Origin of the sequence: Sphingomonas sp. Sph1(2015), from assembly GCF_001970915.1 — a bacterium.
In the GTDB taxonomy this organism is placed as follows: Bacteria; Pseudomonadota; Alphaproteobacteria; order Sphingomonadales; family Sphingomonadaceae; genus Sphingomonas; species Sphingomonas parapaucimobilis.
Genome location: NZ_MQUI01000002.1, coordinates 78,302 through 97,184, shown reverse-complemented (window position 1 = coordinate 97,184; position 18,883 = coordinate 78,302). Strand labels below are relative to the sequence as shown.

Here is an 18,883-nt window from a genome sequence, read left to right as displayed (position 1 = left end):
ATACCCCTCCGTCAGCGCTCCGCGCTGCCACCTCCCCTTGCAGGGGAGGAAAGGAGTAGCTCAAACGTCGTCACCGCGACCGGCAAAAGGGTCAGTTCCCCGCCATGCGCCTGCGCGATCCGGCGGGCGAGCGTCAGGCCGATGCCCGAACCCTCCGGCTTGGTGGTGTGGAAGGGGCGGAAGATCCGCGCCCGCTCCGGCGCGGGGATGCCTTGCCCGCTGTCCGACACGCGCACCACCAGCCGATCCGCCTGCCCGACGACGGCGAGGGTCACCGCCGGGGCGACTGTTCCGGCCAGTGCGGCTTCGGCGGCGTTGTGGAGCAGCGCCCAGAGTCCTTGCGTTATCTGGTCGCGGTCGCACCAGCCGGTTACGGCTTCGGGCATGTCGACCGACAGCGTCACCCGGTCGCCGAAACGCTCGGCGAACAGGCGGGACAGGTCGCCGACCAGTTCCTCCATATCCACTACGGCCCGCACCGGATCGGGCAGCCTGGCCAGCATCCGATACGCCCGCGTGAAGCGCTCCAGCCCCTCGATCCGCCGGGCCAGCGTCGCCAATATGCCGGGCAGCCGGGCATCGCCCCGTTCGGCCGCCACCTGCGCGCTGTCGGCCAGCGAGACGATCGGCGACAGGCCGTTCAGCAGTTCGTGGCCGAGAATATCGATCATCTCGTTATCGGCATGGGCCTCGGCCGCGCGGCGTTCCGCCTCGATATCCACCAGCATCACCAGCATACGACCGGGGCCAGCCACCCGCTCGATCCGCCAGCTTCTGCCTTCATGGCGCAACTGCGTCTGTCCGGTGTCGCGCAGCGCGGGCGGGGTCGGGATCACCCGGTCGTCGGTGGCGAACAGGGTGCGGCTGGCGCGGTTGATCGCCTGCGCCCGCCCGGTATCGACGCGCAGCAGGGGCAGCGGGATCTGGTCGAACAATGCATCCAGCGGCGGGCCGTCCGGGGCGGGGCGCGTCATGTCATGACCGCCACCACCGCGCCCCGCCCGCGCCGCCGTCCAGAATCCCGCCCCGATCAGCCAGGCGATGCACAGCCCCGCGCCCAGGATCGACCCCAGCATCCCCCTCTGCCACGCCTCCAGCATCGACGCGCCGAGGATGGTCAGCGCCAGCCCGGACAGCCCCGCCGCCACCGCGCGCCGCCGCGACAGGTCAAAGCCCATGACGTGCCATTCGGCGATAGAGCGCGCCACGACTGAGCCCCAGCGCCTGCGCGGCCTGGGTGACATTATGGTGATGCTGGACCAGTGCCGCCTCGATCATCGCGCGTTCGCTCTCGTCCAGATCGAAGCTCGCGCGGGACGTCGCCGGGGCCATGTTCTGGGCGGCCGGGGGGGCGAGCAGCGCGGCCTCGATCACGCCCTGTTCGCCCAGCAGCAGCGCCCGTTCGATCGCGGCGGCGAGGCCGCGCGCCTCGTCGGGCCAGTGCGCGGTCGCCAGCAGCGCCTCGGCGGCGGGGGTGAAGCGGGGCGGGGGCAGGCCGTGCCGCTCGGCCGCGATCCGCGCGAAATGGCGGGCGAGCAGCGGCACATCCTCCCGTCGTTCGGCCAGCGAGGGCGCGACGATCTCCACCGCCGCGATCCGCCGCGCGAGCGCGGGCATGATCGCACGGGGATCGTCGGCGATGGCGATATAGCGGTCCTCGGGCCGCAACCGGTCGAGCAACCGGGCCTGGGTGATCTCGTCCAGCCGGTCGGGATGGCGGAGCAGCCAGCTCGTGCCCCCCTCGGCGCCGTCCAGCCGATCCCAGGCCAGCGGATCGCGCACATCGATCCGCGGCATCGGCCGCCCGGCTGCGTGGGAGGCGGCATGAAGCGCTGCCGCGATCAGGCCGCGCCCTGCGCCCGATCGCCCGGTCACGACGACACCTGCCATGGTCGGGCCGACACGGCGGATCAGGTCGCGGACATGTGCGATGGCGGGGCTGTCGCCCAGCAGACGGGCGGGTTCGGCCTTGCCTTCGTTTGTGACATGATCGCGCGGCGCGGCGCGGCGGCGCGCGGCCAGTTCGATCTTGGCGATCAGCTCGGCATTGCGCCACGGCTTCATCACGAAGTCGCGTGCGCCCGCCTGCATCGCGGCGACGGCCAGCCGGATGCCGCTATGCGCGGTGATGACGATGATGCACGCGCCCGGATCATCGGCGAGCAGCCTGTCCAGCATCGCCAGCCCCTCCGCCCCGTCCGTCCGCCCGGCGGCATAGTTCAGGTCGAGCAGGATCGCGTCGTAGCGCCGGGCCGCCAGCCGCGAAAAGCCATCTTCCGGCCCTTGCGCCACGTCCAGCTGGTGCCCCGCCAGATCGATCGCGATGGCCAGCGATTCGGCGATGCGCGGATTGTCGTCGATGACCAGGATCGCCAAGGCGGTGGATGGCGCGCTTGACGCCGGGTCGGACCGTCCATTTTCGGACGGTGCGTCCGGTGCCGAACGGTCGGATTCGGCAGGGTCATGTGAAAATGGCGTATTCATAGGGGTTTAGGTTTTTCGCCCGTCCTGGGTGACACTCCATCCATGATGACCGAACAGCCCGTACGCGCAAGCACTTCACCGGGGCCGGGAATGGACCGCGTCATCGCGCGCAGGCCCGCGCCCTGGTGGCGCCGCCGCCCGGTGGTGATCGCCGTGTTGCTGGCGCTCGGCGCGGTGCTGGTCTGGCGGTTGCTGCCCGCCGCCGGGTCGACCGACATTGCCGCCGCCAATGTCGAGACGGGCGAGGTGACGCGCGCCGCGTTCGACGATTATCTGCCCGTCCGCGCCACCGTCACGCCGCGCATCACGACGCTGGTCGGTGTCCTGTCGGGCGGGCAGGTGGAAAAGCTGATGGCGCAGGACGGCGAGATGGTCGGCGAGGGGCAGCCGCTGGCCACGCTGGCCAATCCGCAGCTCAAACTCGACGTGCTGACCCGCGAGGCGCAGATCGCCAGCCAGCTGGGCGGCGTGGCGAGCGAGGGGCTGGGGATCGAGCGCAATACGCTCGACCGGGCGGCACAGGTGGCGCAGGCCGAATATGACCTCATCAAGGCGCGCCGCGACCTGGGCATCCGCCGCCAGCTTCACGATCAGGGTTTCCTGTCGGACGCGGGGGTGAAGAGCTTCGAGGAGGAGGCCGCCTATCAGGAAAAGCGGCTTGCCCAGTTGAAATCGGGCCGCGCGACCGAGGCGCGGATCACCGCCACCCAGTCCGCCCGGCTGAACGACACCCAGACGCGGCTGTCCGGCAATCTGGCGGCGGTGCGCGCGGGACTGGAGGCGTTGACCATCCGTGCGCCCGCGGGCGGGCGGCTGACCAACTTCACCATCCAGCCCGGCCAGACGCTGAAGCCCGGCGACCCGGCGGGACAGGTCGATAGCGAGGGCTCGTGGAAGCTCGTCGCGCAGGTCGACGAATATTATCTCGGCCGCGTCGCGCTGGGCCAGTCGGCGACGACCTCGGAGGGGGCGAGGCTGACCGTCTCCAAGGTGTTGCCCGCCGTGAAGGACGGGCGTTTCCAGGTGGAACTGACCTTCGACAAGGCGCCCGCCGGGCTCAATCGCGGGCAGACGATCGATATCCGCATCACGCTGGGTGCGGCCAGCCGTGCGGTGGTGGCGCCGGTCGGTGGCTGGCTGGAGACGGGGGGCAGTTCGGCCTTCGTCCTCGACCCCGATGGCGCCCATGCCCGCCGCCGTGCCGTCCGCATCGGCCGCCGCAATCCCGAACGGGTGGAAATCCTCTCCGGCCTCAATCCCGGCGAGCGCATCGTCATCAGCAACACCGCGTCCGTGAAGGGCGACATCCTGAACATTCGATAAGGGGGAAGATCGATGATCCGACTGGAAGCCATTCAGCGCCGCTACGTCTCCGACGAGGTGGAGACCACCGCGCTGCACGACATCGACCTGCATGTCGCGGCGGGCGAATTCCTGGCCATCATGGGGCCGTCAGGCTGTGGCAAGTCGACGCTGCTCAACACGCTGGGCACGGTCGATCGGCCGACCGGCGGGCGATACATGTTCGGCGACCGCGATCTGGCGGCGATGGACGAGAAGCAGCTGGCCAAATTCCGCGCCGAGACCCTGGGCTTCGTGTTCCAGAGCTTCAACCTGATCGACGAGCTGACCATCGAGGAGAATGTTGCACTCGGCCTCGCCTATCGCAGCGACGTGGGGGATCGGCGCGGTCGGGTGGCCGCCGCGATGGACAAGGTCGGCATCGCCCACCGGGCGCGCCACTTCCCGCACCAGCTGTCGGGCGGCCAGCAGCAGCGTGCCGCTATCGCCCGCGCGATCGTGGGCGATCCCAAGCTGATCCTCGCCGACGAGCCGACCGGCAACCTCGACACCGCCAATGGCGAGCAGGTTATGAACATCCTGACCGGGCTGAACGATGCGGGCGCGACCATTGTGATGGTGACGCACTCGCCCAGCCATGCCGACCTCGCCAAGCGCCGCATCGACATGCTCGACGGCCGCATCGTCGCCAGCGCCATGCGCGCGATCTGAAAAGGACATTCCGATGAAGAAGATGATTTCCGCCATCGCCCTGCTGTCGCTTGCCGCCGTTGCGGCACCCGCACAGGAAAGCGCGCAGACGACGCGCGGCTACGACCTGCGCGGCTTCGACCGGATCGACGTTGGCGGGTGCGATATCGTGACCGTCTCGCTGGGTTCCGGCTATGCCGTGTCGGCGCGGGGGCGGGCGGCCAATATCGACCTGCTGCGTATCGACACCATTGGCGGCGCGCTGCGCATCCGCCGCAAGGACAATAGCTGCAACGGCCATGACCGCCGTGTCGCGATCGCCGTCACGCTGCCCGCGATCAGGGCGGTCAAGCTCAGCGGTGCGGCCGAGATGAACCTGCCCGCCCTCGAGGCACCGGCGTTCGCGGTGGATACCAGCGGCGCGAGCGTGCTTCGCCTGTCGACGCTGCGTAGTGGCACGACCAGTTTCGGCCTGTCGGGGGCGAGCGGCGTGACGGTGCGGAGCCTGCGTGCCGAACGCGTGAAGCTGGACATGTCGGGGGCGAGCGTCCTTCGCGCGGACGGCGATACGGGGCAACTGACCATCGACAGCAGCGGGACGAGCGAGGTGAATACGCGCGCCCTGTCCGCACGGCAGGTCACGATCGGCGCGAGCGGCACGGCCCATGTGCGCGTCGGTGCCGCCGAACAGGCGAATGTGAGCGCCAGCGGCATGGCCGATGTCAGCATCGAGGGAAATCCCCGCTGCACCGTCGCCCGGAGCGGGCTCGTCCGCATCGCCTGCGGTCGATGACCATCTTGTCCGGGGGCATCACATCATGAACCGCTTCGCGCTTCTGTCGCTCTATCGCTCGCTTGTGCGCCACAAGCTCTACGCCGCGCTCAACATCGGCGGCCTGGCGGTGGGGATCGCCGTCTTTCTGGTGCTAAGCCTCTATGTCCGGTTCGAGACGGGGTATGAGAAATGGCTGCCGGATCATGACAAGCTGTATCTGGTCGAGGAATATTGGAACATGCCGGGCAGTCCGGCCGACGGCTATTCCACCGGCACGATGGGCGGGCTGATCGATCAGCTTCGCGAGGATTTTCCCGATACGGTGGGAACGCGCATTCAGGTCATGGATGTGAACGTGGTGCGGGGTAACACGGCGACCACCGAACCGCTGGGTTATGCCGATCCGAATTTCCTCGATATCGTACGCTTGCCGATCGTGGCCGGCGATGCCGTGCGCGCTCTGCAAGTGCCGGACAATGTCCTGATCAGCGAAACCATCGCGAAGCGGTATTTCCCCAACGGAAATCCGGTCGGACAGGCGATGACGCTGACCATCCTCGGAAAGACGGCGCGCTATCGCATTGCCGGTGTCTTCCGTGATCTGCCGCCGGATACGGAATTGCCCTATTCGATGCTGGTCAAGACGCCCACGCCGCATCCCGACCCCATGTGGAACCACTGGGGCAGCGAGAGGGTCTGGACCATTCTCCGGTTCGACACGCCGCAGGCCGTCACACGTCTGCAAGCGCAGATGCGAGCCTTTGTCGATCGCCGGGCCAAGGAACAGGGACCGTCCGCCAAACTACTCAGCCTCAGGATCAATCCGCTGTCGGATATCCATCTGCAGACGTCCCCCGGGCGCAAGATGACCGTCGTGACCTTGGGTATCGTCGGCCTGCTGACCCTGCTGATCGCCATCGTCAATTACGTGAACCTGGCAACGGCGCGTGGCGGTTTGCGGGCGCGGGAAGTCGCCATGCGGAAGGTTCTGGGTGCGAATCGCACGGCTCTGATCCGCCAGTTTCTGGGTGAAGCCATATTGATCGCGGCCTTCGCTGCACTGGGCGGCCTGATTCTCGCCGAACTGGGCCTGCCGATGATCAATGCCGCCGGGGGACTGAAGCTGTCGCTCGACTATGCGGTGGTGCTACCCGGACTGGCGGTGTTGGCGTTGTTCGTCGGAGGTCTGGCGGGCCTGTACCCGGCGCTGATGCTGTCGCGCTTTCCGGCGGCGGCGGTGCTGGCCTCGTCCCGCTCGCCGGGCGGCGGCCGGGCGGGGGCGCGGGTCCGCGAGATGCTGGTGGTGTTCCAGTTCGCCCTCGCCATCGCCTTCATGATCGGAACCGTGGTGCTGATCGCACAGACACGGCATGTCCGGAACACGGATGTCGGGTTTCGGCGGGATGGTCTGGTGACCGTCAGTTCGACCAGCGACAGCGCTGTCACAGAGCCGCAACTGACCGCATTTCTTACGCGAGCCGCGTTGCTGCCCGGGGTGCGATCGGTGACGACGTCCGACTCTTCGCCGGGGGCTAGTAGTTTTAACAGCGACAATTATGCGGTACCGGGGAAGCCCGAACCCGGTGCCAGCCTTCAAGCGATCATCGTGTCGCCAAATTTCTTTCCGACTTTCGGTATCAAACTGCTCGCTGGCCGCTTGCCTGACGATGCACATCGCGTGGATGATGCGCGCAACGCGGACGATGCTACGCGGACAGTCCCTAATGTCGTCATCAACCGCAAGGGGGCCGAGGCACTGGGCTTCGACAGCCCGGAGGCGGCGATCGGCAAGACGGTTGGGCGGACCAATCCCCGGACGATCATCGGCGTCGTGGAGAATGCCCGCTTCTTCTCGCCGCGCGATCCCGTCAATCCAACCATGTATTATTATCATTCGCGCTTCTCGACGATCCCGCGCACGACCCTGCGCGTCGAGGGTGATCCTCGAGAGACGATCACAGCGCTCCGCGGCATCTGGCGCCAGATCGCGCCGCAAGTTCCGTTCGAGGCGAAGACCGCCAGCCAGAATATGGAGGAATATTACAAGGCTGACGATCGGACCACGCGCCTGTTCGGGATCGGTGCGGGTCTCGCGGTCCTCATCGGCTGCGTCGGGCTCTGGGGCCTGGCCTCCTTCAATACGCAGCGGCGGGTGAAGGAGATCGGTATCCGCAAAACGCTGGGCGCCTCGGCCACCGATATCGTCCGCTTGCTGGTCGGGCAGTTCTTGCGGCCGGTGCTGATCGCCAATCTGGTGGCCTGGCCGCTCGCCTATGTCGCGATGCGGACGTGGCTGGCGGGGTTTGACGACCGGGTGGCGCTGTCGCCGTTCTACTTCGCGGCCGCCACGGCGCTGGCGCTGGCCATCGCGGTGCTCACCGTGCTGGGCCAGTCGCTCAAGGCCAGCCGTGCGGCCCCTGCCTGGGCATTGCGTCATGACTAGGCGGCGGGCGTGGCTGCTGATGGGGGTGGCCCTGATCGCGGCCGCCCCCGCCTCGGCGGAGACGCTGCGCGAGGCGATGGCGGCGGCGTGGGAGGGCAATCCCGAACTCGCCGCCGCGCGTGCCCGGCAGGATGCGCTGGCCGAGACGCCGAACCAGGCGCGCGCCGCCGGGCGGCTGACGGCGGGGGCGACCAGCAATGCGGGGTATGACCGTCTGGGTTCCGATGGCACGGGCGTGCGCACCGGCTCGACCTCGGCGCTGGGCGGTGTCAATGCGACCCTGCCGATCTGGACCGGCGGTCGGGTGTCCTCGGCGGTGCGGGCGGCGAAGGGGGATGTCGCGGCTGGCGGCCAAGGCTTGCGTGATGTCGAGGCCGATATGCTGGAGCGGGTCGTCGGCGCCTATGCCGACCTGCTCTATACCCAGCAGGCGGTCGAGGTCGCGCGGGTCGGGATCGCGCGGCTCGACAGCCAGGTGGCGGAGGCCAGGTCCCGATACGGCCTGGGGCAGGCCACGCGCACCGACGTCGCACAGCTGGAGGCGCAGCGGGCCAGCGTCGTCGCCAACCTGGTCGATGCCGAGGGGGCGGCGGCCACCGCGGCGGCAGCGTACCGGGCGATCGTGGGGCGCGACGCGGGCGTGCTGGACGCGACGATCGCGACGCCCGCCGCCCTTCCGCGCACCCTGGCCGACGCACGGGCGGCGGCGGAGGCCGGCAACCCGCTGCTCCTGGCCCAGCAGCGCCGGGTGGAAGCCGCCACCGCACGGATCGACCAGGCGCGCGCCGATGGTGCCCCGGCGGTCGATCTGGCCGGTGGCTATGGGCGCGGCGTGCAATGGGCGGGAGGGCAGGCGAACGGCTTCGACAGCGCCGCCAATGCGGGGCTGGCCTTGCGTATTCCATTGCTGACCGGCGGCTTGGTTGCCTCGCGCGTGCGGCAGGCGGAGGCGGTGCGGCGGGCGGAACGCTTTGATGCGGATGCCGTGGCGCGCGGCGTGGTGCGGGCAGCCGACACCGCCTGGGCCTCGCTCACCGCCGCGCAAGGACGGCTGACGGCGAGTGCGCAGGGGCTGAAGGCGGCCGATCTGGCGCTGAAGGGCGTGCGGGCCGAATATGGCTTCGGCCTGCGCTCGACGATCGACATATTGGTGGCCGATCAGAGCTATCGCGCGGCGCAGCTGGCGGTGGCGCGGGCGCAGGTGGATGTGCTGATCGCGGAGGCGGCCTTGCTGCGCGCGATCGGGCGGATGGGGCGGGGGGCTTTTGGTTGATGGGGGGGCTCGGTGAGACACCTTTCCCTCCCCCGACCCCTCCCGCCTGCGGGAGGGGAGTGATTAAGGCCTGCGCCTCGCCCGTCAGACTCTCGCCCCCCGCAGGTGAGTTTCGGGTTGATCATGCCCCCGGCATGACCTAAACGATGTGGGGCATCGTTTACCCAAAACTGGGCTGGGGGAGGGCAGGGTGTCTCGCAGAGACCGGCCTGAGCGATCGCCTCCCCGACTTACCCCGTCGCCCGATCCCCTTCGGCCGGACCCGATACCGCCATCGACAGCGCCCGCCGGAGCAGGGACGGCGAGCACGGCTTGCCGCACACCGCCGCGCCCGGATAGCGCGATTGCAGCGCGTGTTCGTCGGCATGGCCGGAATGGAAGATCAATGGCACCCCCGCTTCGTGCAGCCGCTCAGCTGCCGGGAAGACTTCGCCGTCGCGCAGGCGCACGTCCAGGATCGCGCAGGCCAGCTCGGGCTTGTCGCCGTCCAGATGCGCCAGCACGTCCTCGACGCTGACATAGGGGCCGTCCACGCGATAGCCGCCATCCTCGATGATGGACTGAAGATCCAGCGCGACGAAGAATTCGTCCTCGACCAGCAAAATGGTTTTAGTCATGCGAGAGTACCGTCTCCGGCAAGGTAAGGCTGAGGAGGAAACGCCCGTCGAGGCTTTTGCGCTCCAACTCCGCCCCCAATTGGCGTGAAGAAGTCTGGACGAGCAGCGTGCCGAAGCCCTTGGCACCGGTGTCGTCGGGCACCTGACCGCCGGTTTCGGACCAGTCGAGCCGCAACTTGCCGTCCGCCAGCGTCCAGCCGACCGCCAACTCGCCCGAAGGCTGCGCCAGCGCGCCGTATTTGACCGAGTTGGTGGCCCATTCGTGCAGGATCAGCGCCAGCGGCGACAGGCAGCGGCGATCGACCAGCAGTGGCGGTCCGTCGATGGTGATGGTCGACTGGCCGCGATAGGGGGCGATCGTCGCCTCGACCAGCGCCGCGAGCTCGATCGCCTGCTGCTCGCCCGCCGGGGAGGCGAGCGAATGGGCGCGGCCCAGGGTCGCGATCCGCTCGCGCACATCGTCGGCCATTTCGGTCACGTCGTCATGCGAACGTGATGCCGCCGAGACGATGCCCGAGATGATCGCGAACAGGTTCTTCACCCGGTGGTTCATCTCGCGCAGCATCAGCTCGCGCGTCTCGGCAATGGCATATTCGGCGGTCACGTCGATCGACACGCCGACCATCCGGTGCGGCGCCGAAGAGGTCACGACCCGGCCGAAACCCTTGATCCAGCGTTCCTTGCCATTCAGGTCCAGCCGGAACGTCATCTCGAAATCGCCGCGCCCGGCCATCGCCTCGGCCAGCGCCAGCTCGACGCCCGGTCGGTCCTCGGGGATGATCCGGTCGAACACCTGATGCACCTGGTCCGCCGTGTCCTGGGGCGAAAAGCCGAACAGGTGGCGGCCCGTCTCGTCCAGGAAGATCTCGCCGGTGCCGCCGCGATATTCCCACACGCCGATGCCGCCCGCCTTGATCGCCAGGTCCAGCCGCTCGCGCTCGGCGGCGAGTTCGCGCTCCAGGCTCAGCGCGTCGGTGATATCGGTCAGCACCAGCGTCGCGCCATCGATCCCGTCGCCCTGGGTGCGATAGGGCAGGATGCGCAGCGACAGGGTGCGCCCGCCGTCGCGCGTCGTCACCCGCTGCTGCATCGCCGCACCGCCGCCCGCGACCTGCGCCGCGCCGTCGAGATAGTCGGTCGTCGCCAGCCGGGTGGACACATCGGCCAGCAGCCGCCCCCGGTCGCTGGGTTGCAGCGGGAAGATGGCCCTCGCCGCCTCGGTATAGCTGCGGATGCGCAGGTTGCGGTCGAGCACGACCACCGCGAGATCGGTCGATTCGAAGAAGTTGCGCAGGTCGGAATTGGCGACGGTCAGCTGGTCGACCTTGGTCTTCAGCTCGTCATTGACCGTCGACAGCTCCTCGTTCGTCGATTGAAGCTCCTCGTTCATCGACATCATTTCTTCGTTGGAGCTTTTCAGCTCCTCATTCGCCGTCTCCAGCTCCTCGACCGTGGACCGCAGCCGGTGGCGGGTCAGGCGCAGCTCGTCCTCCAGCGCCTCGATATGGTCGTCACCCGGTTCCAGATCGGCGAGGTCGCTCGCCTCGACCGGACTGAACGGCGCGGAGTCACGGAACAGGAACAGCAGCGATCCGTCGGTCAGGGGGTCGCAGATCACCTCGACCTTCTGGACGCCAAATTCTGTCGTCACCGCCACGTCGCGCGCCGCGATCCGCTTGCGCGCGTCACGCGCCTGGCGAAGCATCGGGCCGATCACCTCGCGCAGGCCGGGACGGGCCAGCGTGATCGCACCCGATCCGCCCGCGCGGGTCACGGGGAAGTTGAAGTATCGGCTCAACCGCCCGAACGCGGCCAGGATGCCGCCGTCCTGGTCCACCACCATGCTGGGCGGGGAATAGCGGTCGACGATGCGGCGCATCGCCGTGCTTTCGTCGCCGCTGGGCGAGCCTCCGTCACGCTCGCCCCGCTCGCCGCGCCGACGCGGGCTGCGGCTCATGCCGCCGGGCAGGTCGATGGGGTAGGAGGGGGAACCGGGCGACCGTTCGAACAGCCGGGCATGGCCGTCGATCGCGGGGAAGAGATGGTCGAACCGGCCGACGCTCTCCGAAGGCCCCAGGAACAGATAGCCGCCCGGCCGCAGTGCATAATGAAGCAGCGGCAGCACCGATTGCTGCAACCTATCATCGAAATAGATCAGCAGGTTGCGGCACGACACCAAGTCGATCCGCGAAAAGGGCGGGTCCTTGACCAAGCTGTGGTTGGAAAAGCGGATCATGTCGCGGATCGGCGCGGCGATGCTGAACCGCTCGGCATGCGGCATGGTATAGCGTTCGCGGAGATGGGCCGGAATATCGGCCATGGCGGAGGCGGGATAGCTGCCCTCGCGCGCGATCTGGAGCATCTGTTCGTCGATGTCGGTCGCGAAGATCTGCACCGCCAGCGGCTGCCCGCTTTCGCGCGCGGCCTCGGCGAACAACATGGCGATGCTATACGCTTCCTCGCCGCTGGAGCAACCCGGAATCCAGATCCGGATATCCTCGTCGGGGTCGCGCTCCCGCGTCAGCGGTTCGACCGCCCTGGTGCGCAGCGTCTCGAACAGTTCGGCATCGCGGAAGAAGCGGGTGACGTTGATCAGCAGGTCGCGGAACAGGGCCTCGCACTCGTCCGCATCGCTCTTCACCCGCGCCAGATAGGCCGAGCCGGTGCCGATGCCGAGCACATGCATCCGCCGCTCGACCCGGCGAACCAGCGTCGTCCGCTTATAGCCCGAAAAGTCGTGGCCTACCGCGTTGCGCAGCACCCGGCACAGGTCGTCGATATGGTCGGCGACGACCTCGGCTTCCTGCTCCTTCGGATCGCCCGAGCGGCGGGCGAAAAAGGCATGGAGGCAATCGAGGATTTCGCTGGGAGGCTTGACGAAATCGACCAGCCCGGTGCCGACCGCCGACAGGGGCATCCCGTCATAGCGCGCGGTTTCGGGCTTCTGGAAGACGCTGACGCCGCCATTTTCCTTGATCGCACGCAGGCCGGTGGTGCCGTCCGCGCCGGTGCCGGACAGGATGACGCAGGCGGCATTGGCCTGCTGGTCGCTGGCCAGCGACAGGAAGAAATCGTCGATCGGGCGGCGCAGCCCGCGCGGCTGGACGAAGTCGGTCAGCTCCAGCACGCCGCCGCGAATGGCGAGGCCCCGGCCGGGCGGGATGATATAGACGCGGTCGGCCTCGATCCGCTCCAGCCCCTCGCACTGGCGCACTTCCAGATTGGTATGCCGGTCGAGCAGCTGGGCCAGCATGGACTCGTGATTGGGGTCGAGATGCTGGACGACGACGAACGCCATGCCCATCGGCGCGCGCGCCGGAGTCAGCATCTCGCGAAGCGCCTCCAGCCCGCCCGCCGATGCACCGATGCCGACCACGGGCACGGGCACGATAACATTATCCTGATGGGTGGCGGTCTGCGGAGACTCTGCGTCCGCGCTCACGGAAAGGCGGCCCGGTCGAGGTCCGACAAGGTGAGCTTGGCCTGCGCGATGGTCGCGGCGGTGTTGGCGATGGCGGTCAGCGACCCCTCCAGCACGATGCCGCTTTCCGCCAGGATCGGGGTCAGCTTGCCCAGCGTGCGGCCCAGTTCCGCATCATAGGCGGCCAGCCGCTCGGGCTGTGAGCGGCTGACATCGAATTGCGACGCGAAAATATAAGGCATCTCGCCGCCCAACTGACGCAGCTTCGACATGTAGAGCAGATTGACGAAGGGCGAGCCGTCCTTGCGGAAATTGATCAGCATGGTGCGGACGTTGACCTGGCGATCATTGGCAAGGGATTCGCGGATACGCTCGCGCGCTTCGCTGTTGTCGGCATCGCGCTGGAGCATCCGGCAATTGCGCCCGACCACATCCTCGCTGGTATAGCCCGTCAATTCGCGAAAACCGTGATTGATGAAGATCAAGGGATTGTCATCGCGCGCGTCGGCCAGCGCCAGGGCGATGGGGGACTGGTCCAGATAAGCGGCCAGATGACTGGGAATTTCAATATCGTGCACGTAACCTGGCTCCATGACGCGCATTCGCATGGCGTCCTTCCCTCCGCAAGTGCCGTGACCCCCGGCGCCCCCCGAAAACTTCACATGGGTGAACCCTTCGGGGCATCATGACGTTCCCGCCGTCTTACGAAATCATTGCGACGGCGGAACGGGCGAAGCCGTGGTCGGGACGGGGCGTGGCCCCAGCCAGGACTGGCGGAAACGGGTCTGTTCGGGCGTCAGCGGCTGGCCGATCTTTTCGTTCGGCACCACCTCGATCGTCGGATCCTCTGCCAGCGTCAGGATGGTACTGCGCTCGCCCCCGCGCTGGCGATAGACGATGGGAAGGCGGTCGCCGGGCGCATGGCGCGAAAGGATCGCGGTCCACGCCTGCTGGTCGGCGAGCGGACGGCCATCGACGCTGACGATCCGGTCGCCCTTGTCGAGCCCGGCATCGTAAAGCGGCGTGCCCGGCATGGTCGCGATCGTTATGCCCATGCCACCCTCGACCGGCCCCGGCAAACCGCCCGCCCAGGCCGCCTTCGGGTTCTTTTGGCGCAGGGTCAGCCCGGCCTGCGCCAGCAACGGCGCGAAGTCGGGCAGGCCGCTGGCGGTGATGCTGCGCGCGAAGAAGCGGTCCGCAAATGCCTGATCGCCCGTCACCTGTCCCAGCGCGATGCGCAGATCGTCGGGGCGATAGCTGCGCTCGGGCTTGCCGAAGCTCCGCCAGAGCTGGCGCATATAATCGTCGAGCGACAGCTGCGGGAAACGTTGCCGCAGCTCCATGTCGAGCGCCAGCGCGATGACCGCGCCGTAAGGGTAGTAAGAAAAGAAGATGTTCGGGTTGGTCGGATCGATCGACTGCGCCGCATCGACGAAGGGCGCGCGCAGGCTCATCTCCTGCGGCCCGCCATAACGGCGCGCGGGCGAGTTGATGAGCGCGTTGAGCGTGCCCGACAGCTGGGCGACATAATCCTGGACCGGCATCTCGCCCGCACGGACCACCGCCAGAGGACCGTAATATTGGGTGAAGCCCTCGGCCAGCCAGAGCGACGGCGTGGCATTGGCGCGGGTGAAGTCGAACGGCTCCAGCTCGGCGGGGCGGATGCGCTCCACATTCCAGCTGTGGAAGAATTCGTGGCTCAGCGTCTGGATCTGCGAGAATTTGCCCGCCGCCAGCGAGCGCGCCTGGCTGATGACCGTGGAGTTGCGATGCTCCATGCCGTCGCCGCTGATCTGCGGCATGTAATCGGCCAGAAAGGTGTAGGTGCCATAGTCATAAGCGGGCGTCTCGCCGAAGATGGCGATCTGCTGCGCCACGACCTTCTGCGCCATCGCGGCGAAACGGTCGAGATCGGCGGGGCTGCCGTCATGATGGACGGTCAGGCGGATGGTGTAGGTCTTCGCCCCGTTCGCAACCGTCCAGTGACGCTCGTCCCAGGCGGACAGCTCGACCGGGCTATCCATGAAATATTGCAGGTCGCGGGCGGTGAAGACGGTCGGGTCGCTGGTCGGCGCGAGCTGCGTGGCGATCTTCCACCCGGCTTGCGGGTGAAAGCGGACGCGGATCGGTCGTGCGTCCTGCCCCACCGCCCACAGGAAGGTCGCGGGGATGTTCAGCCGGGCATGGGTCGGATCGATCTGCGCATAGGTGCCGTCGCCCCGGTCGCCGAACAGCGTGTAGCGCACCGTCACCGTGCCGTCATGGCCGACCACGGTCCAGCCGTAGGGATCGGTCCGCTCGACGGTCAGCGGCCTGCCCGCGCCGTCGACGGCCGACACCGAATAGACGTTCTTGGCGAACTCGTGCAGCGCATAGCGGCCGGGCGAGGAGCGGGCCATCTGGAAGCGGACGGGCGTGCGGTCCAGCCCGCGATAGGTGACGCTGACCTGCGCCTCGTGATGCTGGGCGCGGGGGAAGGCGATGTCATATTCGACCGGCGCCTGCGTGGCTTGAGGTGCGGGAGCGGTCTGCGCCGCGACCGGCCGCATCGCCGTGGAGGCCAGCGCCACCGCCGCCGTCATCGCCAGAAACCGCATGCCATTCCCCTTCGTGTCCGTAAGTCCGCGACTTAGGCATGGAGACTGGCCATGGTCCACCGCTTTTCCGGGAAAGGGCTGATCCGCCGGGAGCCAGCCGAATCACCGCACGCCCCGCCCCGCAGGGCTGGTCCAGTGATCCGAAATGTCAGGAAAATCTGGAGGCGCGACCGGGAATCGAACCCGGGTGCAAGGATTTGCAGTCCTCTGCGTCACCACTCCGCCATCGCGCCTCGATGCGTGGGAGGCGGGCGTTTCTGCGGTTTTTGCTCGGCTGTCAACAGGGGAGTTGTGGATTGCTATAAAAAGTGTGCTGCGTTCTTATTCCGTCTTTCCCATTGGCATGCCTTATTGCCTCGGCACGGAGAGCTAGGTCACTGTGTAGCAATGAGCGAATCAGCTTCTGAAGATAAAGAACGCGAGGAGCGTTTTCGCCGTAACTGGTGGGGCTACGGCGCGGGGCTGATCGTCGCATACGCCCTATCGGTGCCAATTCTAAAGTTTGCTAATCCTGAGGCGCTCCAGATCACTGGCTTTCTTAATCAGCGGCGTAATATTTTTCGGCTATGGGGCTATGATCGATAGGCCGAGCTTTTCCGCTCGGGCTAAGCTTGGTGTTTCTATTCTTGTCGCTGGTATAGTTGCATGGATAGCTGCGGATGTGTTCAGTCTTGCGGCGCGCAACAGTCGAGCAAATGATGCTCGTTGCATTGCTATCCAGACTGATATGCTGTCGGCTCACCCGCGTAGAACGGATGGGCCTGACCTATTCCAAGCGCTGGGATGTCGCCCCCAAGGTCAAAGAGGCGTGTCTGCGCCGCCCACTGATCGAGAGAGGCGGGCCGGTCACGCGCTTCCATGGGGAGGATACCCGCCTTCTCGCGAGACTGCTGATGCCGCGATTAATATCCTAGAGCCGTCCAGGTTCACTGATGCTCAACCGCGCTTGGCGGAAATCGCCCCACGCGATAGAAGCGGCGGGAACCAATTTAGTGTATTGCACAACTAAAACGGCTGTGCGACAGGGTAGGGCGATGATGACAACCAGCTTTGATTCCTCGAATTTCGACGCGATGCGCCATGCGATGGTGGCCAGCCAGCTGCGCACCACGGCGGTCAGCGACCAGCGTGTCGTCGCCGCGATGGCGCGTGTCCCGCGTGAGGCGTTCGTGCCCGAGGCGCTGCGGCCCGTGGCGTATCGCGACGGGATGCTGGACCTGGGCCAGGGGCGGGCGGTCAACCTGCCGATGGCGACCGGCCGTCTGCTGACCGAGGCCTATCTGGAGGCGGGCGACCGTGTGCTGCTGATCGGTGCCGCCACCGGCTATACCGCCGCGCTGCTGGCCGAAATCGTGACCTGGGTGATCGCGGTCGAGGAAAATGCCGATCTGGTCGCCGCCGCGCGCACCGCGCTGGCGGGTGAGGCCAAGGTCGAGTTCGTGCAGGGCGCGCTGAACGCCGGGCACGCCGCCGCGGCCCCCTATGACGTGCTGGTCATCGACGGCGCGGTCGAGGAACTGCCGACTGCGCTGGTCGAGCAGGTCAAGATCGGCGGCCGGATCGTCACCGGCCTGGTCGAGAACGGCGTCACCCGTCTGGCCAGCGGTCGTCGAACCGAAGGCGGCCACGGCGTCCGCGCCTTTGCCGATGCCGAATGCACCATCCTGCCGGGCTTTGCCCGTCCTCGCGCCTTTCAATTCTGAGGGACCATGCGCCTGCACCTGACTTCCTCCCTGACCTCCGGCGTTCTGATCGGTTCGGCCCTGTTGCTGGCCGGATCGGCTTCGGCGGAGACGTTGCGCGAGGCGATGGTGCGGGCGTATCAGAGCAATCCGACGATCACCGGTCAGCGCGCCGCCCAGCGCGCGACCGATGAGAATGTGCCGATCGCGCGGTCCAATGGCCTGCCGTCCCTGCAATCCACGGCGCAGTTTACCGACAATGTCGTCGTCGCGAACAACAACTTCCTGAATCCGGAGCGGGTGGCGACCGGCGCATTGCAGCTGTCCGTACCGCTCTATCAGGGCGGCGCCGTCAAGAATGCGGTGCGCGCCGCCGAGACGCGGGTCGATGCGGGGCGCGCCCAGCTGCGCGGGGTGGAGGCGAACCTCTTCACCAATGTCGTGGCGGCGTACATGAACGTCATCCGGGACGAGGCGATCGTCAACCTCAACACCCGCAACGTCAATGTGCTGGACACCAATTTGCGCGCCTCGCGCGATCGGTTCCAGGTCGGCGACCTGACCCGCACCGACGTCGCCCAGTCCGAGGCGCGTCTGGCGCAGGCCCGTGCGCAGCTTCAGTCGGCGCAGGCGAACCTGATCTCCAGCCGGGAAAATTACGTCAACATCGTCGGCGTCGCGCCGGTCGGTCTGGAACAGCCGCCCGCGCTCCCCGCGCTTCCCGCTTCGCCCAACCAGGCGGTGGCGGTCGCGCTCGACCAGAATCCGCAGTTGATCGCTGCACGGCGCGCGGCGGATGCGACCCGCTATGACATCAATGTCGCGCGCGCCAACCGGCTGCCCCGGATCTCGGCGGTGTCGAGTGGGAATTATTTCAACTATCTCGGCTCGATCAACGTGCCGCCGGGGGCGGGCAGCGTGCCGGGCTCGGGCATCAACGCGACGGTCGGGGCGCAGCTGTCGATGCCGCTATTCCAGGGCGGACGTCCCGCGGCGCAGGTCCGCCAGGCCGAGGCGCTGCGTGGCCAGGCACTGGAGAACGCCACCGGCACCGAGCGGCAGGTCGTGGCGCAGGTCCGCTCCGCCTATGCCGTCTGGCAATCCTCGCAACAGGTGATCGCCTCGGCCGAATCGGCGGTGCGTGCCAACTCGCTGTCGCTGGAGGGCGTGCGGGCCGAGAACAGCGTCGGCACCCGTACCGTGCTCGACATCCTGAACGCCGAGCAGGAATTGCTCAACAGCCAGGTCACTCTGGTGACGGCGCGACGCGACGCCTATGTCGCGGGCTTCGCGCTGATCGCGGCGATGGGCAATGCCGAGGCGCGCGACCTGGGGCTGGACGGCGGTTCGCTCTATGATCCGGTCGCCAACTACACGCGCGTCCGCAACAAGATCAACGACTGGGGCGGCGACGGCGAGCCTGCGCCGGTCGCTGGCACCACCGCCGGAACCCCGGCCCAGACGGCGGCGATCACCCGTCCGCTCGACCCCGACGTCAACGCCCCTGTTGACAGAAGCCCCGCATTAACCACAGGTGCGGAGGCACCAAGCCGGCAATAAGGCCGGGCAGGGGCCTTGGGGGCAAGAATGGGGTTTGCG

Annotated in this window: 14 protein-coding genes and 1 tRNA gene; 8 read left to right on the top strand and 7 right to left on the bottom strand. The window is 67.5% G+C overall.

All coding sequences use genetic code 11. The annotated features are described in order from the left end of the window. Window positions 1-11: 11 nt before the first annotated feature. Both BSZ14_RS01450 and BSZ14_RS01445 read right to left on the bottom strand, forming a co-directional pair. The gene (locus BSZ14_RS01450; protein ID WP_241823599.1) at window positions 12-1,208 is read right to left on the bottom strand and encodes a sensor histidine kinase; all 1,197 of its coding nucleotides are present in this window, start codon (window positions 1,206-1,208) and stop codon (window positions 12-14) included. Further along, complete coding sequence (locus tag BSZ14_RS01445; RefSeq protein ID WP_076709420.1) at window positions 1,168-2,376, bottom strand: sigma-54-dependent transcriptional regulator; 1,209 nt, start codon at window positions 2,374-2,376, stop codon at window positions 1,168-1,170. The genes BSZ14_RS01450 and BSZ14_RS01445 overlap by 41 nt, the downstream gene beginning before the upstream one ends. Before the next feature lie 198 nt (window positions 2,377-2,574). Here BSZ14_RS01445 and BSZ14_RS01440 point away from each other — a divergent pair, with 198 nt between their 5' ends. Genes BSZ14_RS01440 through BSZ14_RS01420 form a run of 5 tightly spaced genes read left to right on the top strand, consistent with a single transcriptional unit; the run spans window position 2,575 to window position 8,967 of the window. Then, complete coding sequence (locus BSZ14_RS01440) at window positions 2,575-3,807, top strand: efflux RND transporter periplasmic adaptor subunit (protein ID WP_076709419.1); 1,233 nt, start codon at window positions 2,575-2,577, stop codon at window positions 3,805-3,807. Between the two features lie 12 nt (window positions 3,808-3,819). Then, window positions 3,820-4,497, top strand: a complete 678-nt coding sequence (locus BSZ14_RS01435; RefSeq protein ID WP_042490673.1) for an ABC transporter ATP-binding protein — start codon at window positions 3,820-3,822, stop codon at window positions 4,495-4,497. A 13-nt stretch (window positions 4,498-4,510) separates the two neighbouring features. Then, entirely contained in the window at window positions 4,511-5,269 is a 759-nt protein-coding gene (locus BSZ14_RS01430; RefSeq protein WP_076709417.1) for a GIN domain-containing protein, read from the top strand. A gap of 25 nt (window positions 5,270-5,294) precedes the next feature. After that, window positions 5,295-7,694, top strand: coding sequence for an ABC transporter permease (locus tag BSZ14_RS01425; RefSeq protein WP_076709416.1), 2,400 nt, complete (start codon window positions 5,295-5,297; stop codon window positions 7,692-7,694). After that, window positions 7,687-8,967, top strand: a complete 1,281-nt coding sequence (locus tag BSZ14_RS01420; RefSeq protein ID WP_076709414.1) for a TolC family outer membrane protein — start codon at window positions 7,687-7,689, stop codon at window positions 8,965-8,967. The genes BSZ14_RS01425 and BSZ14_RS01420 overlap by 8 nt, the downstream gene beginning before the upstream one ends. A 230-nt stretch (window positions 8,968-9,197) precedes the next feature. Here BSZ14_RS01420 and BSZ14_RS01415 read toward each other — a convergent pair whose 3' ends face one another. The 5 genes from BSZ14_RS01415 to BSZ14_RS01395 form a co-directional block, all read right to left on the bottom strand. Further along, a complete protein-coding gene (locus BSZ14_RS01415) occupies window positions 9,198-9,584 on the bottom strand; it encodes a response regulator (RefSeq protein WP_076709413.1) in 387 nt (128 codons plus the stop codon). Beyond that, window positions 9,577-12,972, bottom strand: a complete 3,396-nt coding sequence (locus BSZ14_RS01410; protein ID WP_338012063.1) for a CheR family methyltransferase — start codon at window positions 12,970-12,972, stop codon at window positions 9,577-9,579. The genes BSZ14_RS01415 and BSZ14_RS01410 overlap by 8 nt, the downstream gene beginning before the upstream one ends. A 50-nt stretch (window positions 12,973-13,022) precedes the next feature. After that, on the bottom strand, window positions 13,023-13,583 hold the full coding sequence (locus BSZ14_RS01405; protein WP_241823597.1) for a PAS domain-containing protein: 561 nt from the start codon (window positions 13,581-13,583) through the stop codon (window positions 13,023-13,025). Window positions 13,584-13,715: 132 nt separating this feature from the next. Then, complete coding sequence (locus BSZ14_RS01400; protein WP_076709410.1) at window positions 13,716-15,602, bottom strand: M61 family metallopeptidase; 1,887 nt, start codon at window positions 15,600-15,602, stop codon at window positions 13,716-13,718. A 159-nt stretch (window positions 15,603-15,761) separates the two neighbouring features. Further along, window positions 15,762-15,835: transfer RNA gene (locus BSZ14_RS01395), tRNA-Cys, on the bottom strand. Between the two features lie 154 nt (window positions 15,836-15,989). Between BSZ14_RS01395 and BSZ14_RS19180 the strand changes: the two genes are divergently transcribed. From BSZ14_RS19180 to BSZ14_RS01385, 3 genes are all read left to right on the top strand, one after another. Beyond that, window positions 15,990-16,187 carry a hypothetical protein gene (locus BSZ14_RS19180; protein WP_139330250.1) on the top strand — a complete coding sequence of 66 codons (198 nt, stop codon included), beginning with the start codon at window positions 15,990-15,992 and terminating at the stop codon, window positions 16,185-16,187. Between the two features lie 449 nt (window positions 16,188-16,636). Next, on the top strand, window positions 16,637-17,305 hold the full coding sequence (locus tag BSZ14_RS01390) for a protein-L-isoaspartate O-methyltransferase family protein (protein WP_089413559.1): 669 nt from the start codon (window positions 16,637-16,639) through the stop codon (window positions 17,303-17,305). Window positions 17,306-17,311: 6 nt separating this feature from the next. Then, window positions 17,312-18,844, top strand: coding sequence for a TolC family outer membrane protein (locus tag BSZ14_RS01385; RefSeq protein WP_042487650.1), 1,533 nt, complete (start codon window positions 17,312-17,314; stop codon window positions 18,842-18,844). Window positions 18,845-18,883: the final 39 nt, after the last annotated feature.